Below are 24267 nucleotides of genomic sequence, written 5' to 3'. Positions count from 1 at the left end.
CAACTAGTCCTGCGGCCCCGGCGCGATGACCTCGCGCTGGCCGTTGATGCCCATCGACGAAACGAGACCTGCCGCTTCCATGGCCTCGACAAGTCGTGCCGCGCGGTTGTAGCCGATGCGGAACTGGCGTTGCACGAACGAGATGGAAGCGCGACGCGAGCGGAGCACGAAAGCCGCCGCTTCGTCGTAGAGGGGGTCCAGCTCGGCGTCGATCCCGTCTTCGCCCGGTTCGCCGTCGATGGCTTCGCTGGCGGGACCGGCGAGGATTTCATCCTTGTAGTCGGGCTCGCCGAACTGCTTCAGCCACGCCACGATGCGATGCACTTCCTCGTCGGCGACGAAGGCGCCGTGGATGCGTTGCGGGTAGCCCGTGCCAGGCGGCAGGAACAGCATGTCGCCCTGGCCGAGCAGGCTTTCCGCGCCCATCTGATCGAGGATGGTGCGCGAATCGATCTTCGACGACACCTGGAAGGCGACGCGCGTGGGGATGTTGGCCTTGATCAAGCCGGTGATGACATCGACGGACGGCCGTTGCGTGGCGAGGATGAGGTGGATGCCCGCGGCGCGTGCCTTCTGCGCCAGCCGCGCGATCAGTTCCTCGATCTTCTTTCCGGCGACCATCATCAGGTCGGCCAGTTCGTCGATCACCACCACGATCATCGGCAACGTGTCGAGATGCTCGGGCACCTCCGGATGCGCGGGGAAGGGATTGAACAACGGTCTGCCAGCGGCCCGCGCCTCGCGGACCTTCTGGTTGTAACCGGCGAGGTTGCGCACGCGCAGGTCCGACATCACCTTGTAGCGGTTTTCCATTTCCGCCACGCACCAGTTCAACGCGTTGGCGGCGAGCTTCATGTCGGTCACGACCGGGGCGAGCAGGTGCGGGATGCCTTCGTAGACCGAAAGCTCCAGCATCTTCGGATCGATCATGATCATGCGCACGTCGTCGGGCGTGGCCTTGTAGAGCATCGACAGGATCATCGCGTTCACCGCGACCGACTTGCCCGAGCCCGTCGTTCCCGCCACCAGCATGTGTGGCGCCTTGGCCAGGTCGGCCACCACGGGCTCGCCGGTGATGCCCTTACCCATGGCCAGCGTCAGCAACGAATCGGAATCGCGGTATTCCGCCGAGTCGAGGATTTCCGACAAGGCGATCATCTGCCGCTGCTCGTTCGGCAATTCCAGACCCATGCACGTCTTGCCGGGGATGGTCTCCACCACGCGGATCGACGTGCGTCCGAGACCGCGGGCAAGATCCTTCATCAAGGCGACGATCTGGTTGCCGCGCACGCCAACGGCAGGCTCGACTTCGTAGCGCGTGATCACCGGGCCGGCGGAAGCACCGACCACCTGCACCGGCACCTTGAATTCGCGCAGGCGCTGCTCGATCAATTCGCCGGTATCGATCAGTTCCTGTTCGGAGATCGCGGTAGTGGCGTTGGCCGGCGCGGCGGCAAGCAGGGAAAGCGGTGGCACCGTGACGCCGCTCGTTTCCATCGCTCGCAAGGGACGAACCGGCGCAAGCGCTACGATAGGCGTCGACTCCACGGGCATTTCGTCGTTAGCCGCGATCGCGAATCGCGACACGGGGGCGACCGGAACAGGCGCAACAGACGGCACGACGGCCGGAGTTACGGCAGGGGTGACCGATGGTGCGACTACTGGAGACACTGCCGGGGTAACCGATGGCGCGATGGCTGGAGTCACTGCTGCGCTGACTGACGGCGCGCTATGGGAAACATCGTCGGAATGCTTCTGCGAAACCACCTCGGCGACATGCTCGACCGGCATCGCGATGTCCCGACCCGTGGGGGCCGACCCTGTCGGCGATTCAAGCCTCGCCTCACGCTCCATGACATGGACAGCCACCTCGGAACCCGCCGCAGCCATCGTCTTCGGCGCCAGCCAAGGCTCCCGAATCACCGTGTCCGGCCGCGCCCGATGTCGCGGCGGCACCGGCGTGGCCACGGAAGGTCGCACGGATGGAGCAGGTTCGCGACGCGACGTTTCAACGCGAGGCGCATGCGCCGCCGGAGCCGGACGTGAAGCGGCAGCCGTCGTTTTCCGCCGAACCGATGCGCGGTCCGGCCGGCGTACTGCGGGAACGGAACGTCTGCCGGTCGCGCGCGGCGCGGCGCGGTTGAACAGACGACGTATTCCGCCAACGGCGAGGATGCCCAGCGGTTCGACCAGCGCGTTGCCGCGCACGAGGAAAGCGGACCAGGGAACGCCCAGATACCACGGCAAGGCGACCACGGCGGCGACGACGCAGAGCAACGCCGCAAAGCCCGGGAAGCCCGAGACGGCTCCTGCCAGCCAATGGCACAGCGCGCCTCCCACGGAGGGATCGTCCGTGTAGTGCGACAGGACGAGTCCTTCGAGCGTGGCGCTCGAAAGCAACACGATCAGGAAGCCCGCCCAGAAACGAATCGCGCCGGGGCCGACGGTCGGCGGACGCCGCCGCCGGACCATCGCGACGCCGAGACGCCAGAGCAGGGGAAGCAGCCAGAGGGTGGACAGCCCGAAGGCACCGAACACGAAGGAGAGCATGCCTAACCGCGAGAACCTAGCGAGTTCTACAGTTTAGCGCGCATTCGTGCGCTGCCCAAACGGAAGTGGTGGTAAGCCACTGTTCGTGTTGGAGAGCATCGCCGACAAGGTCGGCTCCCACCAGGTTGCTCCGGATCGCCGATGAATCGGCTCCCACAAGATTGCGGTTGCCTGCTCGGTGGGAGCCGACCCTGTCGGCGATTTCGCTACATCACGCGCGATAGCGCGGTGCCACTTCCTTGCGCGAGAGGTTCGGCCCCATCGCCAGCCGCGCCGCCTCGAACGCCTTGTACTGCGCTTCATCCTGCAGCGGCGGAATCGTCACCACCTCGCCGCGGTCGTACCCGACCAGCGCCGCATCGACGAGGTCCGCCGTCTCCATCACCATGCCCGGAAGGAGCGCATCCACGTCCTTGCCCGACTTTTCCCAGATCTCCGAGCGCGTGGCGCCCGGCAACACGGCCTGTGCGCGCACGTTCGTGCCTTGCACCTTCGCCGCCAGGCTCTGGGTGATGTTGACCAGATGGGCCTTCGAACCGCTGTAGATGCCGTCGAACATTTCGGGGACGAAGGCCAGGACGGAGGCGATATTGATGATGCCGCCCTTATCGCGTGCCACGAAGGCCTTCGCGGCCGCCGCGGTCAACAAGGTGGGGGCGAGGATGTTCACGGTGATCAGCTTCTCGATGGGTTCGCTGCCGTTCTCGAGCAGGCTGCCGTCGAGCGACACGCCCGCGTTGTTGACCAGCAGGGTGATCGACGCGTCCTCGGCGAGACGACGTTCCACGGCCGAGATGTCCTTGCGGTCGGTCAGGTCGGCGCGCAACACCTCGACCTTGCGGCCGGTGCGGGCGGTGATCTTCTGCGCCACCGCCTCCAGTCGATCCACGCGGCGGGCGGCCAGGATCAGGTCGTAACCGCGATCGGCCAAGCGCTCGGCATAGACCTCGCCGATACCCGAAGAAGCGCCTGTGACCAGGGCCGTACCTTTGTTCTCAGTGCTCATGACGATGACTCCGTAGGGGTTACTTGCAAAGTGATAGTAACTAGGTTGCCCTACGATAGTGACTTCACTATCATAATGCAATGGACATCGACAAACTTTCTTCAGGCACCTGCGCGATCTCCCGGAGCCTCGCCCTGGTGGGCGATGCCTGGAGCGCGCTGATCCTTCGCGACGCCAGCCGCGGCATGACCCAGTTCGACCAGTTCCGGACCAGCCTGGGCATCGCGCCGAACATCCTGTCCCGTCGATTGAAGTCCCTGACCGAGGCGGGCGTATTGGAAAAGCGCCGCTACAGCGAACGCCCGCCGCGCGACGAATACGTGCTGACCCAGGCGGGCCGGGATTTCATTCCGATCCTCGCGGCCATGGGCGAATGGGGTCGCCGGTATAACGGCAAAGGCAAGCTCAGCCACCTCGTCAACGAGGAGACCGGCTGCCCGGTACGGGCCGTGGTGGTGGACGAAACGACGGGCAAGCCGCTCGGCGGGATAGCGATGCACCTGGAAATGCCTGACGGATCGCTGCTGGCATAGCGCAGGCGCCCGTAAGGATTTCTCGCTATCCCCGGACGGCCCGCGCGTTCAGGCGTCGCTTCGACACACGGGCACGTCGAATTTTTCGCCCGGATCGCCGTGGCGTGACGCGACGATCGGGTGTTGCGCTCCCGTGAACCAGCGCTGCGCCGGCCACCAGCGTGGGATCACGGGATGCGTCGCCGGTTCCACCGCCTGTCCCGGCTCCGGAACCAGCACGTCGGCGTGGCTGCATCGAGCCGCCGCGAGAATGCGTTCCGGCGGTTCGGTCCACGCGTGATGAGCGAGCTTGATCAGCCCCCAGTGCACCGGGATCAATACGCGGCCACGAACCTCTTCGTGCACCAGCATCGCCTGCTCCGGTCCGAGGTGCCAGTCAGGCCACTGGGGGTCATACTGGCCGGCCTCGATCATCGTCACATCGAACGGGCCGAGCCTCGTGCCCACGTCGACGAAGGTGTCATTGAGACCGGTGTCCCCGGAATAGAAGGCGCGATGAGCAGGACCGACGAGCGCGAAGCCCGTCCATAGCGTCTGGTCGCTCTGCGGCGAAAGGCGGCCCGATGCATGCCGTGAAGGTGTCGACACGATGCGCACATCGCCCACCTTCGCTTCCTGCCACCAGTCCAACTCCGTGATCCGGCCCTGCGGCACGCCCCAACCGATGAGATGCGCACCGACGCCGAGGGGCACGATGAAGCGCGCGCCACGAGCGTTCAGCGCCTGCACGGACGCGCGGTCCAGATGGTCGTAATGGTCGTGCGAGATCACGACCGCGTCGACGCGCGGCAGGCGATCGATCGGCACGGGAGGCGCGTACCAGCGCTTCGGGCCAAGCCAGGGGAAAGGCGACGGACGTTCGCTCCAGAACGGGTCCACGACGATGTTCACGCCATCGATTTCGACGAGCATCGACGAGTGGCCGAACCAGGTGACGCGCAGTCCACTCGCGGGCGGTTGCGTATAGACGGCTGAAGAATCGACCGTGGGTACCGGGGCATCGGGTTCTTCGCCCGGTTGCGATTCGAGCATCTGCAGGATGCCGCCCTTGAGGTTGCTGTACATCGGCAAGGGATTGGCGAAACGATCGCCGTGCCATTGCGGCGAACGGACGACATCCGCGGCATGCGGATCGTTTGCTCCCGAACCGATGTTGGGCCACGCGGAGACCGCGGCGAAGACGAGAAAGGCGGTGAGCAGGCCGACGACGACGGCCAGATAACGGAGGAATCGTTTCAAGCCCGGAGTCCTTTGGGATTCGCCTGGACGATAGCGGGTGGGCCCGGGTTAGTCACCGCCAGGCGGTGCTCGCGACCGGGGCTATCCGTAGGAGCGGCCCCGGTCGCGAACGTCAGTCGCCTCAGGCCGGCATGGTCGCCATGTCGATCACGAAGCGGTAGCGCACATCGTTCTTCGCCAGGCGTACGAAGGTCTCGTTGATCGACGCCATGTCGACCAGCTCGATATCCGACACGATGCCGTGCTCGGCGCAGAAATCCATCATTTCCTGGGTCTCGGCCATGCCGCCGATGGCGGAACCGGCGATCGTGCGACGTGGGAGCATCAAGGCGCCACCGATCATGCCGTCGATGGGCGTGAGCACGCCGACCAGCACCATCGTGCCGTCGAGCTTGAGCAGGTTGATGTACGGGTTCAGGTCATGCGACACCGGCACCGTGTTGAGCAGGAAATCGAAGCTGGCGGCTGCCGCCTTCATCGCTTCCGCGTCCGTCGACAGCAGCACGGCATCGGCGCCGAGGCGCTTCGCGTCCGCGCCCTTGGACGCCGAGGTGGTGATCATGGTGACGTGCGCGCCCATCGCCTTGGCGAACTTCACGCCCATGTGGCCGAGGCCACCGAGGCCGACGACGCCCACCTTCTGGCCCGGGCCGACGTTCCAGTGGCGCAGCGGCGAATACGTGGTGATGCCGGCGCAAAGGAGCGGGGCGACGGCCTTCAGGTCGAGCTTCTCGGACACCTTCACCACGAAGCGCTCTTCGACCACGACATCGGTGGAGTAGCCACCATAGGTCGGCGTGCTGCGATCCTGCTCCGTGCCGTTGTAGGTGAAGCTCGTGTGGTTCAGGCAGTACTGCTCGAGGTCGCGCTTGCACGACTCGCATTCACGGCAGGAGTCGACCATGCAACCGACGCCGGCGTAGTCGCCGACCTTGAACTTCTTCACCGCCGAACCGACGGCCTTCACCCGCCCGACGATCTCGTGGCCAGGGACCATGGGGTAGATGGAGTTGCCCCAGTCATTGTGGGCCTGGTGCAGGTCGGAGTGGCAAATGCCGCTGTACAGGATCTCGATGTGGACGTCGTGGGCACCGACGTCGCGACGCGGAACCTTGAAGGGAACGAGGGGCGCCTTGGCCTGGGGGGCGGCGAATCCGCGGACTTCGAACATGGGAGTCATCCTCTTCTGGGGTGGTTCGGTAGCCGGTAACGATAAGGGTTCAACAATCGTTCCCGCCAACGGGGATTACGGGACGAATCGTTGAGTTATCCTTCACAATCATGCGACCCGATAACCTTTCCCATCTCGCGGCCTTCGCCGCGGTCGCCCGCCACGCCAGCTTCCGCAAGGCGGGGGCGGAACTCACCTTGTCCACGTCGGCGATCAGTTACGCGATCCGCGGGCTGGAAGAACGGTTGGGCGTCACCTTGTTCCATCGGACCACGCGCAGCGTCTCGCTGACCGAGGCGGGGCAGCGGCTGCTCGAACGGTTGCAGCCCGCGCTCACCGACGTGAACGAGGCGCTGGAGGAAATGAACAACTTCCGTGCGACGCCCGCCGGCACCTTGCGCATCAACATGCCCCGGGTCACGGCCCAGTTGCTGCTACCCGACCTCCTGCCCCGATTCCTCGCGACCTACCCGGATATCCACTTCGAAGCGGTGGATAACGACAGCCTGGTCGATATCGTCGCGCTCGGATTCGATGCGGGCATCCGCTTCCTCGAAGCGGTGCCCGAAGACATGATCGCGGTGCCGATCGGAGGCGAACAGCGCGGCGCGTGCGTGGCCTCGCCGGAATACTTCGCCACGCACGGCATTCCGAAACATCCCAACGACCTCTTCCAGCACGACTGCATCCGCTTTCGCTTTCCCAGCGGGCGTCTCTACAAGTGGGAATTCGAACAGGGCGCCACCAAGCTCGACCTGGACGTGCGCGGCCGGGTCACCTTCGGCGACTTCCGCCTGTCCGTCGAGGCCGCCCTTACCGGCATCGGCGTGACCCTGGTGCTGGAAGACCAGGTGGCGGACCTCGTCCGCGAGGGGAAGCTGGTCCGCGTGCTGGAGGATTGGTGCCCTCCGTACCCGGGCTTCATGCTGTATTACCCGCGCCAGCGGCGGGTGACCTCGGCCCTGCGCGCGTTCGTGGAATTCGTCCGCGATGCCCGCTGGACGGTGGCGACCGACCGGGCAGCGGGCGTATCCTAGTCGGCATGCTGCGTCGCACCACGGCGATGCGCCCCTCGTCCCCGAGCCATCCATGACCTCTACCGCTCCCGTGATCGCCCCGGGCACGCCGCCCGTTCGCGCCCCCCACGTCGGCCTGGTGATCCTCGCCCTGGCCGTGGGCGGCTTCGCCATCGGCACCACCGAGTTCGCCTCGATGAGCATGCTGCCGTTGTTCGCGCAGGGGCTCGGCATCGACGCGCCCACGGCCGGCCACGTCATCAGTGCCTACGCGCTGGGCGTGGTGGTCGGCGCACCGATCATGACGGTGCTGGGCGCGCGCGTGCCGCGGCGCAAGCTGTTGCTCATCCTCATGGCCATGTTCACGGTGTTCAATGGCCTCACCGGGCTGTCGCCGAACTATCACTGGATGCTGGTGTTCCGTTTCCTCGCTGGACTGCCGCACGGCGCTTACTTCGGCGTCGCGGCCCTGGTCGCCTCGTCGCTGGTACCGGCGAACCGCCGCACCCGGGCCGTCGGCCAGATGTTCCTCGGCCTGACCTTCGCCACGGTGGTGGGCGTGCCGCTGGCGAGCTGGCTCGGACAGGCGGTGGGTTGGCGATGGGCGTTCGCCTTGGTGGCCATACTCGGCATCGCGACGATGTCCGCCGTGGCGGTATTCGCACCCGAAGTCGCGGCGGATAAGGACGCCAGTCCACTACGGGAACTCGGTGCGCTGAAACGTCCGCAGGTGTGGCTCACCCTCGCCATCGGCGCCATCGGCTTCGGCGGCATGTTCGCCGTCTACACGTATCTGGCCGACACCCTCATTTCCGTCACGCACATGCCGTTGCACACCGTTCCCTGGGTCATCGGCATCTTCGGTGTCGGTCTGACCGTCGGCAACATGGTGGTGCCCGTCTTCGCCGACCGCGCGCTGATGCGCACCGCGGGCGGCTTGCTCGTGTGGAGCATGGTGATGCTGGCGCTGTTTCCGCTGGCTGCCGGCAATGTCTGGACACTCGGGCTCGACGTCTTCCTCATCGGTATCGGCGGTGCGCTGGGTACCGTGTTGCAGACGAGACTGATGGATGTCGCAGGCGATGCGCAGGGCCTGGCGGCGTCGCTGAATCACTCGGCGTTCAATACGGCGAATGCGCTGGGACCCTTCCTCGGTGGGCTTGCGATCGCGCACGGGTACGGTTGGACGTCGCCGGGGTGGGTCGGCAGTTTGCTGGCTATCGCCGGCCTGGCGATCTGGGCGGCGTCCGTCGCCAGCGAGCGCCGCGCTATCACCACCGCGCCAGAGCCCTGCTGACGCCCGACCGGGCGGCACGCTCGGTGGGAGCGGACCCTGTCCGCGATTCATCCCACCTCATTTCCCGATACAAAACGAACTGAAGATCGCCCCGAGCAAATCGTCGGAAGAATACGTGCCGGTAATCTCGCCCAGCGCCCGCTGCGCATGGTGCAGTTCTTCAGCGGCTAGCTCGCCCGCGTGGCTGTCGTGCAAGGCGACAGCCGCACGATCCAGATAGTCACGTACCGACTCGAGCGCCACGACGTGACGGCGACGCGCGCTGAAAGCGCCTTCGCCCGCTCCAGCTGTCGCCAGGTCGCGCAACATCGCGCGCAATCGATCCAGGCCTTCGCCCGTGCGTGCGGACAACCAGAGGGTCTCGTACCCGTCACGGCGTTCGCGATGGGCCACCGAGTCCGACAGATCGATCTTGTTGACGACGACGACGCGCGTCGCCTGACTTGGCGTGCCGTCGAAGAAGGCGAGGTCGTCATTCGCATGCGCATCGTCCGTGACGAGAAGCGCGACGTCGCAGCGTTCGAGTTGTGCGCGAGCACGACGGATGCCTTCGCGTTCGACGACATCGTCGGACTCACGAAGACCCGCTGTATCCGCCAGCTCGAAAGTGGCGCCGTCGATGCTCACCGACTCGCGCAACACGTCGCGGGTGGTACCGGGTATATCGGTGACGATGGCGCGCTCCTGTCCTGCGAGCGCGTTCAATAAACTCGATTTACCCGCGTTCGGGCGTCCCACGATGGCCACCACGATACCGTCGTTGAGCCGCACACCGCGGCGGGTTTCGACCAACAAGGCGTCGAGATTCGCACGCAGGCTCGCTAGGTTTCGACCGATCGCCGGGTCGGCGAGGAAATCGATTTCCTCCTCGGGAAAATCGATGGCCGCCTCGATATGCACGCGCAGCGCGATCAGTTCGCCGAGCAATGCATCCACGCGCGCGGAGAACACGCCTTCCATGGAGCGCAACGCGGCGCGTGCGCCCGCTTCGGACGTGGCGGCGACGACATCGGCCACCGCTTCCGCCTGGACGAGGTCGAGCTTGCCGTTGAGGAAGGCGCGCTCCGTGAATTCACCGGGCCGCGCAAGCCGCGCGCCTAGGGCTATCGTCCGGCGAAGCAGGGCGTCAAGCAGCACGGCGCTGCCGTGCCCTTGCAACTCGAGCACGTGTTCGCCGGTGTACGAAGCCGGGCCAGGAAAATAAAGCAGGATGCCGCGGTCGATCAGCTCACCGTCGCCATCGCGAAACGCGGCGAAATGCGCATGACGCGGTATCGGTTCGCGTCCGAGCATGGCGCGGGCGATCGCCGGCGCTTGGGGGCCCGAAACACGGACGGCGCCGACACCGGCCGCGCCGGCACCCGTGGCGATGGCTGCGATGGTGTCTTCACCGTGGTTCATGGCTTACCTGTCGATAGCGAAGCGGCGCGTCTTTCGACGCGCCGCCCGGTGATCACGCCGTCTTGGCCTTGATGTCGGCCCTGTCGACGCTACGGTTGATCCACCACTGCTGGAGCAGGCTGGTGGCGCCGTTCACGGTCCAGTAAAGCACCAGGCCCGACGGGAAGAAGGCGAAGAAGACACCGAAGATCAACGGCATCACCTTCATCATCTTGGCCTGGGTCGGGTCCATGCCTGCCGTCGGCATCATGCGCTGGGTGAGCAGCGTGACCAGGAAGTAGAGCACCGGCAGCACGTAGAACGGATCGGGCGCCGAGAGATCATGGATCCAGCCGAAGAACGGCGCATGACGCAGTTCGATGGATTCGGACAGCACGCGGAGCAGGCCGATGAAGATCGGGAAGGTGATCAGGATGGGCAGGCAGCCCGCCATCGGATTGACCTTCTCCTTCTTGTACAGCTCCATCATGGCCTGCTGCATCTTCATGCGATCGTCGCCGTAACGCTCCTTGAGCGCGGCGACGCGCGGCTGCAGCTTGCGCATGCGCGCACCGGAGCGGAACTGCGCATCGGTGAGCTTGTAGAGCGCGGCCTTGATCAGCAACACGAGCAGGATGATCGCCACGCCCCAGTTACCGCTGATCGCATGCAACTGCGACAGCAACCAGTGCAGCGGCTGGGCGATGATCGTCAGCCAGCCGTAGTTGCTGGTCAGTTCCAGGCCCGGGGCGATCACATCGAGCGTGCCTTGCAGCTTCGGACCGATGTACAGGCGCGCCACGCTGTCCACGGCCTGGCCCGGCGCCACCTGGATGGTGGGGCCGAACGCACGCACGAGATAGCGCGGGGTGGCCGAGTTGGGATCGACGATGGTGCTGCTGTAGTTGACCGACTGGTCGGCCGGCGGGATCCAGGCGACGAAGAAGTAATGTTGCAGCATGCTGATCCAACCGCCGGTGATCTGGCGGTTGAGCGGCTTCTTGGCGAAATCGAGGAAGGGCAGCGATTCGAACTTGCTTTCGGGGCTGTACCACGCGGCGCCGAAGAAGCTGTGCTGGGCCGGATCGGTATAGGCCTTGAACCAGTTCACCTTCTCCGCGGGAACGCGCTGCAGCTGGTGATAGGCATTGCCCGTCCATGCCGCGCTCGTTCCGTTCTCCACGCGCTGGTCGAGATCGACTACGTAATCGGTACGTTTCAGGCTATAGCGCTTGATCACCTTGAGGCCCGACGGATCGGTCCAGGTGAGGTCGACGCTCACCGACTTCTCGCCGTCGGCCAGTGCGGCCTGGGTCTTCTCCGCATGGAACAACGCGCGGTGATCGGGCGCGGGGCCCGTATTGCTGACCAGGCCATCCTGGGCGGCGAAGAAATGCGCGGCCTCGTCGTCGAGCAGGCGTGCCGGCGGCGGGTTGGGATTCTTCTTGGTGACCGGCTCGTTCGGATAGGCCAGCAGTTCCGAACGGACGATGCTGCCGCCACGGGTGTCGATGGTCAGGCGGAGCACGTCGTTCGACAACGTGACCAGTTCTGCCTTGCCTTCCTCGGCGGGCGCGGCGGCGTCGCCCGGCACCTTGGCCGGCGCGGCGGCGCCGGGAATGCTGCTGTCCGTGTTCGGCTTGCCGGCGTCGGTCTGGGCCGCCGGCGTCGGAGCGGCCGGTTGGGGACCGTAGTCCTTTTCCCATTCCGTCCACAGCAGGTACGCCACGAACATGAGCGCGAAGAAGAGGAGCGTGCGCGTTTGATTCATTGCAGGGCCAGATCCGAATGGCGCCACGGCCGGATGGCCGGGAAAGGCGGGGAGGACGGGAAGGTCAACGCGCGATTGTGCCGTCGGCACCCTCGCGCTTCAACGGCCGGATACGGCGGAACAGCGCATCGAGCTCGGCCAGGAGCACCGCACCGGTCTCGTTGACCGCGCTGTCGCGGGCCATGACCAGGATATCGACGGGTGGCAGGGCGGGGCGTGCGTGGCGAAATGCCTCACGCGCCAGGCGCTTGATCCGGTTGCGGTCGACGGCGCGCTTGGAACAGCGCTTGGAGATCGCCAGGCCGAGCCGGGCGGTGTCGAGCTCGTTGTTTCCGAAGCGCAAAAGAAAACAGCGGCCGCCGAGGCGACCGCTGACTGTTCGCAACGCTGCGAAGTCGGCGGCGCGGCGAAGCCGCGCATCGCGCGGCAAGGCTGCGGCACGCACGACAGGCGAGCCGCTTACGGGATCAGGCGCTTGCGACCCTTCGCGCGGCGCGCGTTGAGGATCTTGCGGCCGTCGGCCGTGGCCATACGAGCGCGGAAGCCGTGGGTGCGGGCGCGCTTGAGCTTGCTGGGCTGGAAAGTACGCTTCATGGCGCTTACATCCGGGTGAAGATTGAATATGGCCGGAAAGTATGGCCGAGATTCGCGAGGACTGTCAACCGTTTGGGCACGGCGGCAAGCGAAAGGCCGCGGCTCGGCGGACCCGGGCGAGGGGGCGGAACGCTGGTAGACTTCGTCGTCCACCCCGCGCGCATGCGCCCTTTCTGTGGCAAGAATACCTGATGAGTGATCTCTGGAGACGCTGTCTCGAGCGTCTTGAAGGCGAATTGAGCGCCGAGGATGTCCATACCTGGCTGATGCCCCTGCAGCCCCGGGAGGATCCGACCGGCCTGTTCCTGTACGCGCCCAATCCCTATTCGTTGGATACGGTGCGCGAGCAATACCTGGTGAAAATCCAGTCGATCGTGGAACACCTGACAGGCCGCGCCCTGCCCGTGCGCCTGGAAGTCGGTTCGTCCGGCGGCCGCCCCGCGCCCATGCGCCCGGCGTCGGCCACGCACGTTTCCATGCCGGCATCGCCACGCGCGCCGGAAGCGGCGCCGGAACCGCCGCACGTACACAACCTCGATCCGCACTACACGTTCGAAACCTTCGTGGAGGGCAAGTCGAACCAGCTGGGCAAGGCCGCGGCGATGCAGGTGGCGATGAACCCCGGCCGCGCCTACAACCCGTTGCTGCTGTACGGCGGCACGGGCCTGGGCAAGACGCACCTGATGCACGCCGCCGGCAACCTGCTGATGCAGAACAACCCGGGAGCCAAGGTGCTGTACCTGCGCTCGGAGCAGTTCGTCAGCGGCATGGTGAAGGCGCTGCAGCAAAAGAACATGGACGACTTCAAGCGCCGCTTCCGCTCGGTGGATGCGCTGCTGATCGACGACATCCAGTTCTTCGCCGGCAAGGACACCACGCAGGAAGAGTTCTTCCATACCTTCAATGCCTTGTTCGAGGCGAAGCAGCAGATCATCCTCACCTGCGACCGCTATCCGAAGGAACTCGACAAGCTGGAACCGCGCTTGAAGTCGCGCCTGGGCTGGGGCCTGTCGGTGGCGATCGAGCCGCCGGATTTCGAGACGCGCGCGGCCATCCTGCTCTCCAAGGCGTCGGACAAGGGCATGGAAGTGTCCGAGGACGTGGCGATGCTGCTTGCCCGGCGCATCCGTTCGAACGTGCGCGACCTCGAGGGCGCGCTCAATACGCTCGCCGCCCGTGCCAACTTCTACCGCAAGCCGATCACCACCGACTTCGCCGAGGAAACCCTGCGCGACCTGCTGAACACGCATGCGCAAGCGGTCACCGTGCCGAACATCCAGAAGACGGTGGCGGACTACTACCAGGTGCGCCTCTCCGACCTGCTCTCCAAACGGCGTGTGCGCTCCCTGGCGCGTCCGCGGCAGGTGGCCATGGCGCTGTCCAAGGAATTGACCGAGCACAGCCTGCCGGAGATCGGGGAAGCCTTTGGCGGCCGCGACCACACGACGGTGCTGCACGCCTGCCGCACGATCCGTGGTTTCTGCGAGAAGGACGTGCGCATGCGCCAGGATTGGGAGCAGCTCATCCGTATATTGACGGGCTGAGAACCTGTGGATAATAGGTGGATGGATGGAGGACGGTTTTAAGGCCTGAAGTTATCCACAAGGCACCCACATGAAACCGCGTGTTCGGGCCAGTCGATATCTTTGATCAAGTCTTTGAAGAATAGATGCTTTTCGGACTTTTCAAGATATCCACCGGCCCTACAACTACCACTAATAAAATCTTAAAAACTTAAAAGCAGGAGTAGGGGACGCATGCAATTCAGCATCCAGAGGGAAGTACTGCTCAAACCCCTGCAGCAGGTGGTCGGCGTGGTGGAACGCCGCCAGACGCTGCCCGTGCTGGCCAACCTTCTGGTGCGCGCCTCCGGTAGCGAGGTGTCCTTCACGGGCACCGACCTCGAAGTGGAGATGATCGCCACCACCGCCGCCGACGGCGTGCAGGAAGGCGAGATCACGATCCCAGCGCGAAAGCTGTTCGACATCGTTCGCGCGTTGCCTGATGGCGCGAAGATCGACATCAAGTTGAACGGCGAACGCATCGCGCTCAACGCCGGCCGAAGCCGTTTCACGCTGGCGACGTTGCCGTCGAGCGAATTTCCGACCATCGATGAAATCGAGCTGGTCGAACGGGTCACGCTGCCGGAAGAAGTCCTGCGCGACCTGATGGATCGCACCGCCTTCGCCATGGCGAACCAGGACGTGCGCTATTACCTCAACGGCATGTTGCTGGATCTGCAGGAACACACGCTGCGCTGCGTCGCCACCGATGGCCACCGCCTGGCGTTGAAGGAAACCAAGCTTGAAAGCTCGGTGTCCGCCCGCCGTCAGATCATCATTCCGCGCAAGGGCGTGAACGAACTCATCGGCCTTTTCGAGGCCGGCGAGGGTTCGGTCGAACTCGAGTTCGGTCGCAACCACCTGCGTGTACGCCGCGGCGGAGTCGTTTTCACCTCGAAGCTGATCGACGGCCGCTTCCCGGATTACGAGGCGGTGATCCCGCTCGGTGCCGACAAGACGGCGACGATCGAGCGTGACGTGCTGCGCAGTGCGTTGCAGCGTGCGGCGATTCTCTCCAACGAGAAGTACCGTGGCGTGAAGCTCGAACTGAGCCCCGGTCGTATCAAGATTGTCGCGCACAACCCCGAGCAGGAAGAGGCCCAGGAAGAAGTCGAGGCCGAAACCGTGGTCGACGATCTCGCCGTGGGCTTCAACGTGGGTTACCTGCTCGACGCGCTTGGCGCGCTGCGCGGCGACAAGGTCCGGATCAACCTGCGCGACGCCCAGTCGAGCTGCCTCCTGCAGGAAGAGGGCAACGAAGAAGCTCGCCATGTGGTGATGCCGCTTCGCCTCTGACCGGCAGGCACGTTAAAGTTCGGCCCACGACGCCGGGGATGTCTTCGACACCCCGGCGTCGTTCGTTTGGGATGGGAAAAGGCTGGGAATGAAGTTCGAGTCGTTGCGGATAGCCGGATTGCGTTGCCTGGAATCGGTGTCGTTGACCCCGGCAACAGGGATCAACGTGTTCGTGGGCCCGAACGGCGCCGGTAAAACCAGCGTGCTGGAGGCGGCCTATCTGCTGTCGCATGGCCGTTCGTTTCGAGCCGGCTCCCGCGATGTCCTGTTGAAGCGAGGATCTAACGCTCTTTCGGTCTTTGCCGAGGTGCGTTCCGAAGACGGCCGGACGCGCCGGCTCGGCCTGGGTCGTGAAGGAGGGCGTTGGCAGGCTCGTGTCGACGGTGATTCCGCCGCATCGCTTGGCGCGCTGGTTCAGGAATGCGCCGTCGTGTGCTTCGAGCCGGGGTCGCACGACCTGATCGCGGGAGCCTCGGACGAACGCCGCCGGTTCCTCGACTGGGGCATGTTCCACGTGGAACATGCTTTCGTGAACCAGTGGCGCCGGTACCAGCGGGCACTGAGACAAAGGAATGCGCTGCTTCGGGCCGGTGGGCCGCTGGACGGGGGACTCCTGGAACCGTGGGAAGCGGAGTTGGCCGCTGCGGGAGAGGGCATAACGGCTTTCCGGCGAGGGTACCTGGATCGGTTGATCCCTCACGTCCGTGAATTCACGACGAATGTTCTCCCGGAACTCGGCGACTTCTCCGTCCGCTATCGGCCTGGCTGGGACGAAGCGGCTGATCTGGCCACGACATTGGCCGAACGACGGCTGCGCGACTTGGGGAGGGGCCACACCACGGTCGGGCCGCATCGTGCGGACTTCTCCATCGCGTTCGAACAGGCGCCATTGCGCGAACACCTTTCCCGTGGGCAGGAAAAACTGTGTGCCCTGGCTTGCTTGCTAGGGCAGGCCTCCCTCCATGCCGAAATCCGCGGAGAATGGCCTGTCGTCTGCCTCGACGACCTTGCATCCGAGCTCGATCGTACCCATCAAGAGTGGGTTGTCGCGCAGCTTCTGGGCCGCGACGCTCAGGTCTTTATCACGGGTACCGAGATCCCGTCCGCCCTTGCCGACCAGTCCGTCACGATGTTCCACGTGGAACAGGGTGTGGTCACGGCTTTGCTATAATCGACCGACTGTCCCGAAGCTTTTCCGCGCCGCATCGGGACCGCTCTCTGGCGCCATCACCAGGCATCGCATGAACGAACCTCTCGATCCGACGAATTCGAACGCCTATGACTCCGGCAGCATCAAGGTCCTGAAGGGCCTGGACGCGGTCCGCAAGCGTCCAGGCATGTACATCGGCGACACCGACGACGGTACGGGTCTGCACCACATGGTGTTCGAAGTCGTCGATAACGCCATCGATGAAGCCCTTGCCGGCTACTGTGACTACGTCACCGTCACCATCCACCAGGATGGCTCGGTCAGCGTGGCCGATAACGGCCGCGGCATTCCGGTCGATACCCATCCGGAAGAGGGCAGGTCCACGGCCGAAGTGGTCATGACCGTGCTTCACGCGGGCGGTAAGTTCGACGCGAACTCCTACAAGGTCTCCGGCGGCCTCCATGGCGTCGGCGTCTCGGTGGTCAATGCGCTCAGTTCCCGGCTCTGGCTCACCATCTGGCGCGAAGGCAAGGAACATCGCCAGGAGTACGCCCACGGTGAACCGGTCGCCCCGATCGCCGTCTTCGGCGACACGAGCCGTCGCGGCACCATGGTGCGCTTCCTGCCCAGCCCGGCCACGTTCACCAACAACATCGAATTCCATTACGACATCCTGGCGAAGCGCCTGCGTGAGCTGGCCTTCCTCAACTCGGGCGTCACGATCGAGCTGGTCGACGAGCGCAACGAGCGAAAGGACATCTTCGCGTACGAAGGCGGCATCAAGTCCTTCGTGCAGCACCTGGCGCAGCTGAAGACCGCGCTGCACCCGACCGTCATCAGCTTCAGCTCGCAAACCGACGGCATTACCGTCGAACTGGCGATGCAATGGACGGACGCGTACCAGGAAACGATGTTCTGCTTCACCAACAACATCCCGCAGCGTGACGGTGGTACCCATCTCACGGGTTTCCGCGCCGCGCTGACGCGAACCCTGCAGAACTACATCGAGAAGGAAGGCCTGGCGAAGAACGCCAAGGTCGGCCTGTCTGGCGACGACATGCGAGAAGGCATGATCGCCGTCCTCTCGGTGAAGGTGCCGGATCCGAAGTTCTCGTCGCAGACCAAGGACAAGCTGGTCTCCAGCGAGGTGAAGACGGCGGTAGAGCAGGTCATCAACGAGAAACTCGCCGAGTTCCTCCTCGAACACCCGGCCGAGAGCCGCAACATCGCCTCCAAGGCGGTCGACGCCGCGCGTGCGCGCGAAGCGGCCCGCAAAGCCCGCGAGATGACCCGCCGCAAGGGCGCGCTCGACATCGCGGGCCTGCCGGGCAAGCTCGCGGATTGCCAGGAGAAGGATCCGGCACTGTCCGAACTGTTCCTGGTCGAGGGTGATTCCGCAGGTGGCTCCGCCAAGCAGGGTCGCAATCGTCGTACGCAAGCCGTGCTGCCGTTGAAGGGCAAGATCCTCAACGTGGAAAAAGCCCGCTTCGACAAGATGATCTCGTCCGCCGAAGTCGGCACCTTGATCACCGCGCTGGGCACGGGCATCGGCAAGGACGAATACAACCCGGACAAGCTGCGTTACCACCGCATCATCATCATGACCGACGCGGACGTGGACGGTTCGCACATCCGCACGCTCCTGCTCACCTTCTTCTACCGCCAGATGCCCGAGTTGATCGAGCGTGGCCACGTCTACATCGGCCTGCCGCCGCTGTACAAAGTGAAGCAGGGCAAGCAGGAGATGTACATCAAGGACGACACTGTCCTCAATGAGTACCTGATCGCCAGCGCCGTGGACAACGCGTCGCTGACGCCGGAAGAGGGCGCTCCCGGCATCGATGGCGTGACCCTCGAGAAACTGTTGCGCGACTATCAGGTTTCGCTCGACCAGATCGCACGCCTCAGCCACCGCTTCGACACCGTAACCCTCACGGCGATGATCGAGCATGTGCCCATGGACGACGGGCTGTGGTCCGACCCGGCGCGCATGCAGGCATGGCTCGACGGTATCGCCCAGCGACTCAGTGCCAGTGGCCTGGGCAAGCCGACCTATGCCTTGCGTTTCCGTCCGGCCCTGAACGAGCAGCAAGGCGCGGCCATCGAGGTCGAGCGCATGCAGCATGGCCTCAGCCACACGTGGATCATGCCGCAGAGCTTCTTCGGCGGTACCGAGTTCCGCGCGATCCAGTCCATCTCGCAGCAGCTGGCCGAACTGGGCCTGCAGCCCGGCGCCGTGGTGCGCCGTGGCAATGCCTCGCGTGGCGTGCTCAGCTTCGCCGAGGTGCGCAACTGGCTGCTCGACGAAGCCAAGAAGGGCCGCACCATCCAGCGCTTCAAGGGCCTGGGTGAAATGAATCCGGAGCAGCTATGGGAAACCACGGTGAATCCGGAGACGCGCCGCATGCTCCAGGTGGGCATCGAAGATGCCGTCGCGGCCGACCAGATGTTCTCGATGCTGATGGGCGAGGCAGTGGAACCCCGCCGTGATTTCATCGAGGCGAATGCGCTCAAGGTCGCCAACCTGGACATCTGAGGACGCTCTACCACGCCAGTGGAAGGGACAGGAACGCCCGGTCGGCAGCGACCGGGCGTTTTTTTGTGTTCCGTCACATTTCCGCGTAACGGGGATGAAAATGCCGTTTTCAAGGCAACCTTTTACCTAGAAATCTGTAAGTCCCAACATTCTCCTAACAAGTGATTGTTTTATTTGAAATTTTTTCTTGCACTGCGACTTGTTCTTAGGAATCGAATCGGGTTAACCTCTGTAGTCCCCCGGAGCACGTCACTGTGCGACGACTCCTTCAACAGAGGTCAGTCAATGAAACAGGGTTCCTTCATCAAGATGGCGCTCGCTACCGCGATCGCACTTTCCCTTGTCAGTGGCGCCGCGGTTGCCCGCGATACCGCTTCCAAGGAAAAGAAAGAAGCGCTGTATCCGAATGCCACCCGCACGGAGCCCAAGCTCGACCTCAAGAGCGAGAAAGACCAGAAGGCCATCAACGAAGGCCTGGACGCCGCCAACAATGGCGAGAAGGACAAGGCGCTGCAGATCCTGCAGCCGCTGGCCGACGGTTCGGGCACGAGCAGCAAGTACGCACAGGCGCTCGCGCTGCAGGGCATCGCCAACCTCAAGTACAACGACGGTGACGTGAAGGGCGCGATCACCACGCTGAAGCAGGCACTCGATATCGGCGTCATGCCGAACGACACCTACTTCCAGCTCAAGTACATGTACGTGCAGTTCCTCGTCGCCGACGAGCAGTACGCCCCCGCACTGCAGGCACTGCAGGAATGGCGCACCGAAGGCAAGAAGGAAACCGCCGACTCGTACGGCCTCGAGGGCAACATCGACTACCGACTCGAGAAGTACCCGGAAGCGATCGCCGCGATCACCAAGGCGAAGTCCATGCCGGACGCCAAGCCGCAGGGTTCGTGGGACCAGATCCTCGCCGCCAGCTATGCGGAGACCGGCCAGGGCGACAAGGCCGCCGATCTCGCCGCCGCCGAACTGGCGAAGAACCCGAACGATCCCACCGCGCTGAACAACGCCGCCTCGGCCTTGATCCAGGCGCAGAAGTATCCGGAAGCGATCTCGCTGATGGAGAAGGGTCGTGCCGCCGGTGCGTTCAAGGACGAGAAGCAGTACGTGAACCTCGCCAAGGTCTACCTGATCGACGGCCAGGACCACACCGACCGCCAGGAAGCCAACGCCGCGAAGGCTGGCCAGGTGCTCGAGGACGGTCTCGCCAAGGGCGTCGTGAAGCCTAGCGCCGAGGTCTACAAGCTCCAGGGCGACGCCGCGATCACCGGTGGCAACATGAAGGCCGCGTTGGCCGCGTACCAGAAGGCCGCGCCGCTCGCAAAGGATGGCGAGGTGACGCTCAGCGTCGCGCGCCTCCAGCTACAGGAAAACAAGTACGGCGAGGCCAAGAAGGCCGCGACGGACGCCATCAGCAAGGGTGTGCAACATAAGGGTCAAGCCTACATGGTGCTCGCGGAAGCCGAGCGTGGTCTGAAGAACAAGCCGGGTGCCATCGCCGCCATGAAACAGGCAGCGCAGGATCCGGAAACGTCTGCCAAGGCCAACGCCTGGTTGAAAACCGCAGGTACCGGCAAGTAAGTGCTTGTAAAGTCCCAGAAGGGGGGCTTGTGAACAGCCGTAAATCCTCCCTTCAGGTGTCTATACAAACACCAAATGCTGGTGTAACTTGCATATCTTTCCGCTTGCAGAAACCTGCGTTTTCGGCAATGTCAACACGCCGAGCGCCGGAAGAGCAGTGCGGGCTCACTTCCGCTTGATTAGCTCTTGATAGTGACTGATGGCCTCAAGTAACGAATCAACCGGCCAAGCGCCGTTCAGTTGGGGGCGCACAAGTGCGTTGGCAGTAGCCATTGCACTGCACTCGTTTGCCTTCCTGCTGCTGGTCGCGCCCATGGCGCCGCCGAAGTCGCAGGAAAAGCAGAAAGAGAAGGTGGTACAGGTCGATTTCATCGAACCGCCGCCGCCGCCCCCGCCTCCTCCGCCGCCGCCGCCGGAACCTCCCAAGCAGCCGCCCCCGAAAATCATCCAGCAGGTGAAGCCGCCGCCGACACCTCCGCCGCCGGCCCCACCGCCGCCGGCTGTCGAAGAGGCGAGCACGAATGCTGTTCCGGCACCGCCGCCGGCGCCTCCCGCGCCGCCAGCACCGCCGGCCGACATCGCACCTAGCGAGAATCTGTCGTACCGTCAGCGTAATCCGCCAAAGTATCCGCCGCAGGCGGTTCGTCAGCGGCATGAAGGTACGGTGGTACTACTGGTCCTCGTGGGTGTCGACGGTGCGCCGAAAGACATCCAGATCGATCAGTCCAGCGGTTTCCGCGAACTGGACAAGGCAGCGCAGGATGCGGCAAGGAACTGGCGATTCAACCCGGGCAAGCGAGGCGGTCAGGCCGTCGAAGGCTATGCACGTGTCCCCGTTACGTTCAACCTAAACCAGCTGTAAGTTCTCCTTCACTTACTGCTCCGTTAATGTTTGATTTCCCCAAGGGTAGCGTTATGTTGCAAGACACCTCCGCTCAGCCTGCTAATCCAGGTCAAAACTCCAACGCCGACGCCCTCAAGCAGATGGGCTTCGACCACCTGATCCACAACTTCGACTTCCTCGGTTGGATCGTGTTCGTGGTGCTGGTCGCGATGTCCGTGCTCTCGTGGTACTTCATCGTCGCCAACTTCATCCGTAACAGCATGGTGCGTGCGCGCGCCGACAAGGTCATCCAGGGTTTCTGGAACACCCCGTCGACGCAGGAAGCCATTCGCATGCTCGAAGAGCAGCCGAAGGGCGAACCGTTCTCGAAGATCGCTCTCGACGCCGCTTCGGCCGTCGCTCACCACCAGGCCGCTGCCGGTGGTCGCCTCGCCGAGACGCTGTCGCGTTCGGAATTCATCGACCGCGCCCTGCGCCAGGCCGTGGCTCGCGAGAGCCTGCGTCTGGAAGGCGGCCTGACCCTGCTCGCCACGGTCGGTTCGTCGGCTCCGTTCATCGGTCTTCTCGGTACGGTGTGGGGTATCTACCACGCGCTGATCGGTATCGCCGCGTCGGGCTCCGCTTCGATGGACAAGGTCGCCGGCCCCGTCGGTGAGGCGCTGATCATGACCGCGTTCGGTCTGTTCACCGCTATCCCGGCCGTGCTCGCGTACAACTTCTTCATGCGTTCGAACCGCCTGACGTACGCCCAGTTCGACGAATTCGCGCACGACCTGCACGACTTCTTCGCCACCGGCGCCCGCGTCGAAGGCAACGCGCCGGTCGCACCTGCCAAGAAGTGAGGAACTGACCCATGGCTATGAGCAGCGGGGGCAACAGTGGCGGTCCGATGTCGGAAATCAACGTCACGCCGCTCGTCGACGTGATGCTGGTTCTGCTGATCATCTTCATGATCACGGCACCTCTGATGTCCCATAAGGTCCAGATCGATCTGCCGAAGGCTAATCCGAACGTTAAGGATGACACCCCGGTCGAACCGATGGATCTCGCGGTCAAGCCGGACGGTACGTACTTCCTCAATGACGGTGAAGTCAGCGAGGCTGAACTGAAGGCCCAGTTCGCGGTTGCGGCGGCGAAGTCGCCGCAGCCGGAACTCCAGATCCGTGCGGACCGCACCACCGAGTACAAGGTGGTAAAGAAGATCCTTGGCGACGCCAAGGATGCCGGCATGGTCCACGTCGGCTTCATGTCGACTGGCAAGGAGTAACGAACCATGGCATTCAGCTCAGGCAACTCCGGTGGCCCGATGTCGGACATCAACGTCACGCCGCTCGTCGACGTGATGCTGGTGCTCCTGATCATCTTCATGATCACGGCTCCGATGCTGTCGCATAAGATCAAGATCGATCTGCCGCAGCCGAACCCGAACATCGTCAACCCAGAGAATCCGCCGGATCCCGTCCGGCTGCAGATTCGCCAGGATGGCTCGCTGTACTGGAACGACACACCGGTCGACGAACTGGGCCTCAAGGCTCAGATCGCGGTGATCGCCCAACAGTCGAACCAGCCGGAACTGCAGATCGACGCGGATGACGCGGTCCAGTACGAGGTCGTGGCACGCGTGCTTTCCGACGCGAAGGGCCAGGGCCTGACCAAGATCGGTTTCGTCAACAACTGATCGCAACGGTCGTCCGGTAACACCGAAAACCCCGCCTCCCGGCGGGGTTTTTTTGGCAGGCCACGCCTGCCGGGATGCTTTGGTGAGAGCCGCCCCTTCCGGCAATCGGTGCCTAGTGGGAAGCCGCCCCTTCCGGCAATCGAAGCCTGGTGGGAGCCGACCTTGTCGGCGATCCCGCGGCAGCGGGCCGGATTGCGGCAAGCACCCATCGCCGACAAGGTCGGCTCCCACCAGGGCTACAGGCTCTCACCAGGGCGGTCGGTTATCCACCTGACTTGTCAGCGCCTGTCGTTGCGCTCAGGAAAGGATGTCGAGGTACGCGCGGACGGTGTTTGCCAGGCCTTGGTACAAGGCTTCGCCGATCAACGCGTGGCCGATCGACACTTCCGCCAGGCCAGGAATGGCCGACTTGAACGTTCCGAGATTCGCCTGGTTGAGATCGTGCCCCGCGTTCACCGCCAGTCCGGCCTGTTGCGCACGCGTGGCGGTATCCGCGAATGAGGCGAGTTCCGCGCGTGCATCGCCTTTCGCGAAAGCGGCCGCGTAAGGACCTGTGTAGAGCTCGATGCGCTGGATGCCGATGGCCTTCGCCTCCGCGAAGCCTTCCCCACCCGCGTCGACGAATACGCTGACCCGGCAACCGAGTTCACGGAACGCCGCGACGACTGGCTTGAGCAGCTCGATGTCCTGGGTGAGATCGAAACCGTGATCGGAGGTGATCTGACCGTCACCATCGGGCACCAGGGTGACCTGGGTCGGCCGCACTTCACGGGCGAGTTCGATCAGGCCGGGATACGCACCACGTGGCCCGGCGAAGGGATTGCCCTCGATGTTGTACTCGACGCGACCGCGGAGCAGTCCGGCCAGTGTGCGCACATCGTCGGGCGTGACGTGGCGCATGTCGGGCCGCGGGTGGACGGTGAGACCGCCGCAACCCGCGTCGATGCCGGTGTTGGCCGCGGTGGCGATATCGGGTTCATCGCCACCGCGCGAGTTGCGCAGCATGGCGATCTTGTTGAGGTTGACGCTGAGTAGGGTCATCGACGGTCCATAAAAA

Annotated in this window: 21 protein-coding genes; 12 read left to right on the top strand and 9 right to left on the bottom strand. The window is 64.2% G+C overall.

Annotated features, from left to right (window positions below):
- Positions 1–3: 3 nt before the first annotated feature.
- Both ACR9Y6_RS15220 and ACR9Y6_RS15215 read right to left on the bottom strand, forming a co-directional pair.
- The gene (locus tag ACR9Y6_RS15220; protein WP_481282041.1) at positions 4–2550 is read right to left on the bottom strand and encodes an FtsK/SpoIIIE family DNA translocase; all 2547 of its coding nucleotides are present in this window, start codon (positions 2548–2550) and stop codon (positions 4–6) included.
- A 211-nt stretch (positions 2551–2761) separates the two neighbouring features.
- The gene (locus ACR9Y6_RS15215; RefSeq protein ID WP_481282040.1) at positions 2762–3556 is read right to left on the bottom strand and encodes an SDR family NAD(P)-dependent oxidoreductase; all 795 of its coding nucleotides are present in this window, start codon (positions 3554–3556) and stop codon (positions 2762–2764) included.
- 80 nt (positions 3557–3636) lie between these two features.
- Between ACR9Y6_RS15215 and ACR9Y6_RS15210 the strand changes: the two genes are divergently transcribed.
- The gene (locus ACR9Y6_RS15210; protein ID WP_481282039.1) at positions 3637–4089 is read left to right on the top strand and encodes a winged helix-turn-helix transcriptional regulator; all 453 of its coding nucleotides are present in this window, start codon (positions 3637–3639) and stop codon (positions 4087–4089) included.
- 48 nt (positions 4090–4137) lie between these two features.
- On the opposite strand, the gene ACR9Y6_RS15205 is transcribed toward ACR9Y6_RS15210, so the two are convergent.
- Positions 4138–5328: an MBL fold metallo-hydrolase gene (locus ACR9Y6_RS15205; protein WP_481282038.1), complete on the bottom strand. Its 1191-nt coding sequence runs from the start codon at positions 5326–5328 to the stop codon at positions 4138–4140.
- A gap of 121 nt (positions 5329–5449) precedes the next feature.
- The gene (locus ACR9Y6_RS15200) at positions 5450–6499 is read right to left on the bottom strand and encodes an NAD(P)-dependent alcohol dehydrogenase (protein ID WP_481282037.1); all 1050 of its coding nucleotides are present in this window, start codon (positions 6497–6499) and stop codon (positions 5450–5452) included.
- A gap of 110 nt (positions 6500–6609) precedes the next feature.
- Between ACR9Y6_RS15200 and ACR9Y6_RS15195 the strand changes: the two genes are divergently transcribed.
- Positions 6610–7536, top strand: a complete 927-nt coding sequence (locus tag ACR9Y6_RS15195) for a LysR family transcriptional regulator (RefSeq protein ID WP_481282036.1) — start codon at positions 6610–6612, stop codon at positions 7534–7536.
- 52 nt (positions 7537–7588) lie between these two features.
- Entirely contained in the window at positions 7589–8812 is a 1224-nt protein-coding gene (locus ACR9Y6_RS15190; protein ID WP_481282035.1) for an MFS transporter, read from the top strand.
- Between the two features lie 57 nt (positions 8813–8869).
- On the opposite strand, the gene mnmE is transcribed toward ACR9Y6_RS15190, so the two are convergent.
- The 4 genes from mnmE to rpmH all read right to left on the bottom strand — a co-directional run bounded on the left by mnmE (position 8870) and on the right by rpmH (position 12557).
- Entirely contained in the window at positions 8870–10213 is a 1344-nt protein-coding gene (gene mnmE, locus ACR9Y6_RS15185) for a tRNA uridine-5-carboxymethylaminomethyl(34) synthesis GTPase MnmE (protein WP_481282034.1), read from the bottom strand.
- Positions 10214–10265: 52 nt separating this feature from the next.
- Positions 10266–11963, bottom strand: a complete 1698-nt coding sequence (yidC, locus tag ACR9Y6_RS15180) for a membrane protein insertase YidC (RefSeq protein WP_481282033.1) — start codon at positions 11961–11963, stop codon at positions 10266–10268.
- Between the two features lie 64 nt (positions 11964–12027).
- Positions 12028–12408, bottom strand: a complete 381-nt coding sequence (rnpA, locus tag ACR9Y6_RS15175) for a ribonuclease P protein component (RefSeq protein ID WP_371024373.1) — start codon at positions 12406–12408, stop codon at positions 12028–12030.
- Positions 12409–12422: 14 nt separating this feature from the next.
- On the bottom strand, positions 12423–12557 hold the full coding sequence (rpmH, locus tag ACR9Y6_RS15170) for a 50S ribosomal protein L34 (protein ID WP_008211413.1): 135 nt from the start codon (positions 12555–12557) through the stop codon (positions 12423–12425).
- Between the two features lie 191 nt (positions 12558–12748).
- Between rpmH and dnaA the strand changes: the two genes are divergently transcribed.
- From dnaA to ACR9Y6_RS15125, 9 genes are all read left to right on the top strand, one after another.
- On the top strand, positions 12749–14101 hold the full coding sequence (gene dnaA / locus ACR9Y6_RS15165; RefSeq protein ID WP_481282032.1) for a chromosomal replication initiator protein DnaA: 1353 nt from the start codon (positions 12749–12751) through the stop codon (positions 14099–14101).
- A gap of 213 nt (positions 14102–14314) precedes the next feature.
- On the top strand, positions 14315–15415 hold the full coding sequence (gene dnaN / locus ACR9Y6_RS15160; RefSeq protein WP_481282031.1) for a DNA polymerase III subunit beta: 1101 nt from the start codon (positions 14315–14317) through the stop codon (positions 15413–15415).
- An 88-nt stretch (positions 15416–15503) separates the two neighbouring features.
- Entirely contained in the window at positions 15504–16586 is a 1083-nt protein-coding gene (gene recF, locus ACR9Y6_RS15155) for a DNA replication/repair protein RecF (protein WP_481282030.1), read from the top strand.
- A 70-nt stretch (positions 16587–16656) separates the two neighbouring features.
- Positions 16657–19101, top strand: coding sequence for a DNA topoisomerase (ATP-hydrolyzing) subunit B (gyrB, locus tag ACR9Y6_RS15150; protein WP_481282029.1), 2445 nt, complete (start codon positions 16657–16659; stop codon positions 19099–19101).
- 285 nt (positions 19102–19386) lie between these two features.
- Positions 19387–20688, top strand: a complete 1302-nt coding sequence (locus ACR9Y6_RS15145; RefSeq protein WP_306848558.1) for a tetratricopeptide repeat protein — start codon at positions 19387–19389, stop codon at positions 20686–20688.
- 259 nt (positions 20689–20947) lie between these two features.
- Positions 20948–21550 carry an energy transducer TonB gene (locus ACR9Y6_RS15140; RefSeq protein WP_429198602.1) on the top strand — a complete coding sequence of 201 codons (603 nt, stop codon included), beginning with the start codon at positions 20948–20950 and terminating at the stop codon, positions 21548–21550.
- Positions 21551–21603: 53 nt separating this feature from the next.
- Positions 21604–22374, top strand: coding sequence for a MotA/TolQ/ExbB proton channel family protein (locus ACR9Y6_RS15135; RefSeq protein WP_306848554.1), 771 nt, complete (start codon positions 21604–21606; stop codon positions 22372–22374).
- An 11-nt stretch (positions 22375–22385) separates the two neighbouring features.
- Entirely contained in the window at positions 22386–22799 is a 414-nt protein-coding gene (locus ACR9Y6_RS15130; protein WP_072323402.1) for an ExbD/TolR family protein, read from the top strand.
- Positions 22800–22805: 6 nt separating this feature from the next.
- A complete protein-coding gene (locus ACR9Y6_RS15125) occupies positions 22806–23210 on the top strand; it encodes an ExbD/TolR family protein (RefSeq protein ID WP_306848550.1) in 405 nt (134 codons plus the stop codon).
- A 297-nt stretch (positions 23211–23507) separates the two neighbouring features.
- Here the strand turns inward: ACR9Y6_RS15125 and ACR9Y6_RS15120 are convergent, their stop codons facing one another.
- The gene (locus ACR9Y6_RS15120; RefSeq protein WP_481282028.1) at positions 23508–24251 is read right to left on the bottom strand and encodes a pyridoxine 5'-phosphate synthase; all 744 of its coding nucleotides are present in this window, start codon (positions 24249–24251) and stop codon (positions 23508–23510) included.
- Between the last annotated feature and the right edge of the window lie 16 nt (positions 24252–24267).

The sequence above is a fragment of the Luteibacter sp. TLI7-4A genome (assembly GCF_056754745.1).
This window is presented reverse-complemented; position numbering and strand designations above follow the sequence as displayed.

Coding starts and splice junctions, on each gene's coding strand:
- ACR9Y6_RS15220 (WP_481282041.1), bottom strand. CDS start 2,550: ATGCTCTCCTTCGTGTTCGGTGCCTTCGGGCTGTCCACCCTCTGGCTG.
- ACR9Y6_RS15215 (WP_481282040.1), bottom strand. CDS start 3,556: ATGAGCACTGAGAACAAAGGTACGGCCCTGGTCACAGGCGCTTCTTCG.
- ACR9Y6_RS15210 (WP_481282039.1), top strand. CDS start 3,637: ATGGACATCGACAAACTTTCTTCAGGCACCTGCGCGATCTCCCGGAGC.
- ACR9Y6_RS15200 (WP_481282037.1), bottom strand. CDS start 6,499: ATGTTCGAAGTCCGCGGATTCGCCGCCCCCCAGGCCAAGGCGCCCCTC.
- ACR9Y6_RS15195 (WP_481282036.1), top strand. CDS start 6,610: ATGCGACCCGATAACCTTTCCCATCTCGCGGCCTTCGCCGCGGTCGCC.
- ACR9Y6_RS15190 (WP_481282035.1), top strand. CDS start 7,589: ATGACCTCTACCGCTCCCGTGATCGCCCCGGGCACGCCGCCCGTTCGC.
- mnmE (WP_481282034.1), bottom strand. CDS start 10,213: ATGAACCACGGTGAAGACACCATCGCAGCCATCGCCACGGGTGCCGGC.
- yidC (WP_481282033.1), bottom strand. CDS start 11,963: ATGAATCAAACGCGCACGCTCCTCTTCTTCGCGCTCATGTTCGTGGCG.
- rpmH (WP_008211413.1), bottom strand. CDS start 12,557: ATGAAGCGTACTTTCCAGCCCAGCAAGCTCAAGCGCGCCCGCACCCAC.
- dnaA (WP_481282032.1), top strand. CDS start 12,749: ATGAGTGATCTCTGGAGACGCTGTCTCGAGCGTCTTGAAGGCGAATTG.
- dnaN (WP_481282031.1), top strand. CDS start 14,315: ATGCAATTCAGCATCCAGAGGGAAGTACTGCTCAAACCCCTGCAGCAG.
- recF (WP_481282030.1), top strand. CDS start 15,504: ATGAAGTTCGAGTCGTTGCGGATAGCCGGATTGCGTTGCCTGGAATCG.
- gyrB (WP_481282029.1), top strand. CDS start 16,657: ATGAACGAACCTCTCGATCCGACGAATTCGAACGCCTATGACTCCGGC.
- ACR9Y6_RS15145 (WP_306848558.1), top strand. CDS start 19,387: ATGAAACAGGGTTCCTTCATCAAGATGGCGCTCGCTACCGCGATCGCA.
- ACR9Y6_RS15135 (WP_306848554.1), top strand. CDS start 21,604: ATGTTGCAAGACACCTCCGCTCAGCCTGCTAATCCAGGTCAAAACTCC.
- ACR9Y6_RS15130 (WP_072323402.1), top strand. CDS start 22,386: ATGGCTATGAGCAGCGGGGGCAACAGTGGCGGTCCGATGTCGGAAATC.
- ACR9Y6_RS15125 (WP_306848550.1), top strand. CDS start 22,806: ATGGCATTCAGCTCAGGCAACTCCGGTGGCCCGATGTCGGACATCAAC.
- ACR9Y6_RS15120 (WP_481282028.1), bottom strand. CDS start 24,251: ATGACCCTACTCAGCGTCAACCTCAACAAGATCGCCATGCTGCGCAAC.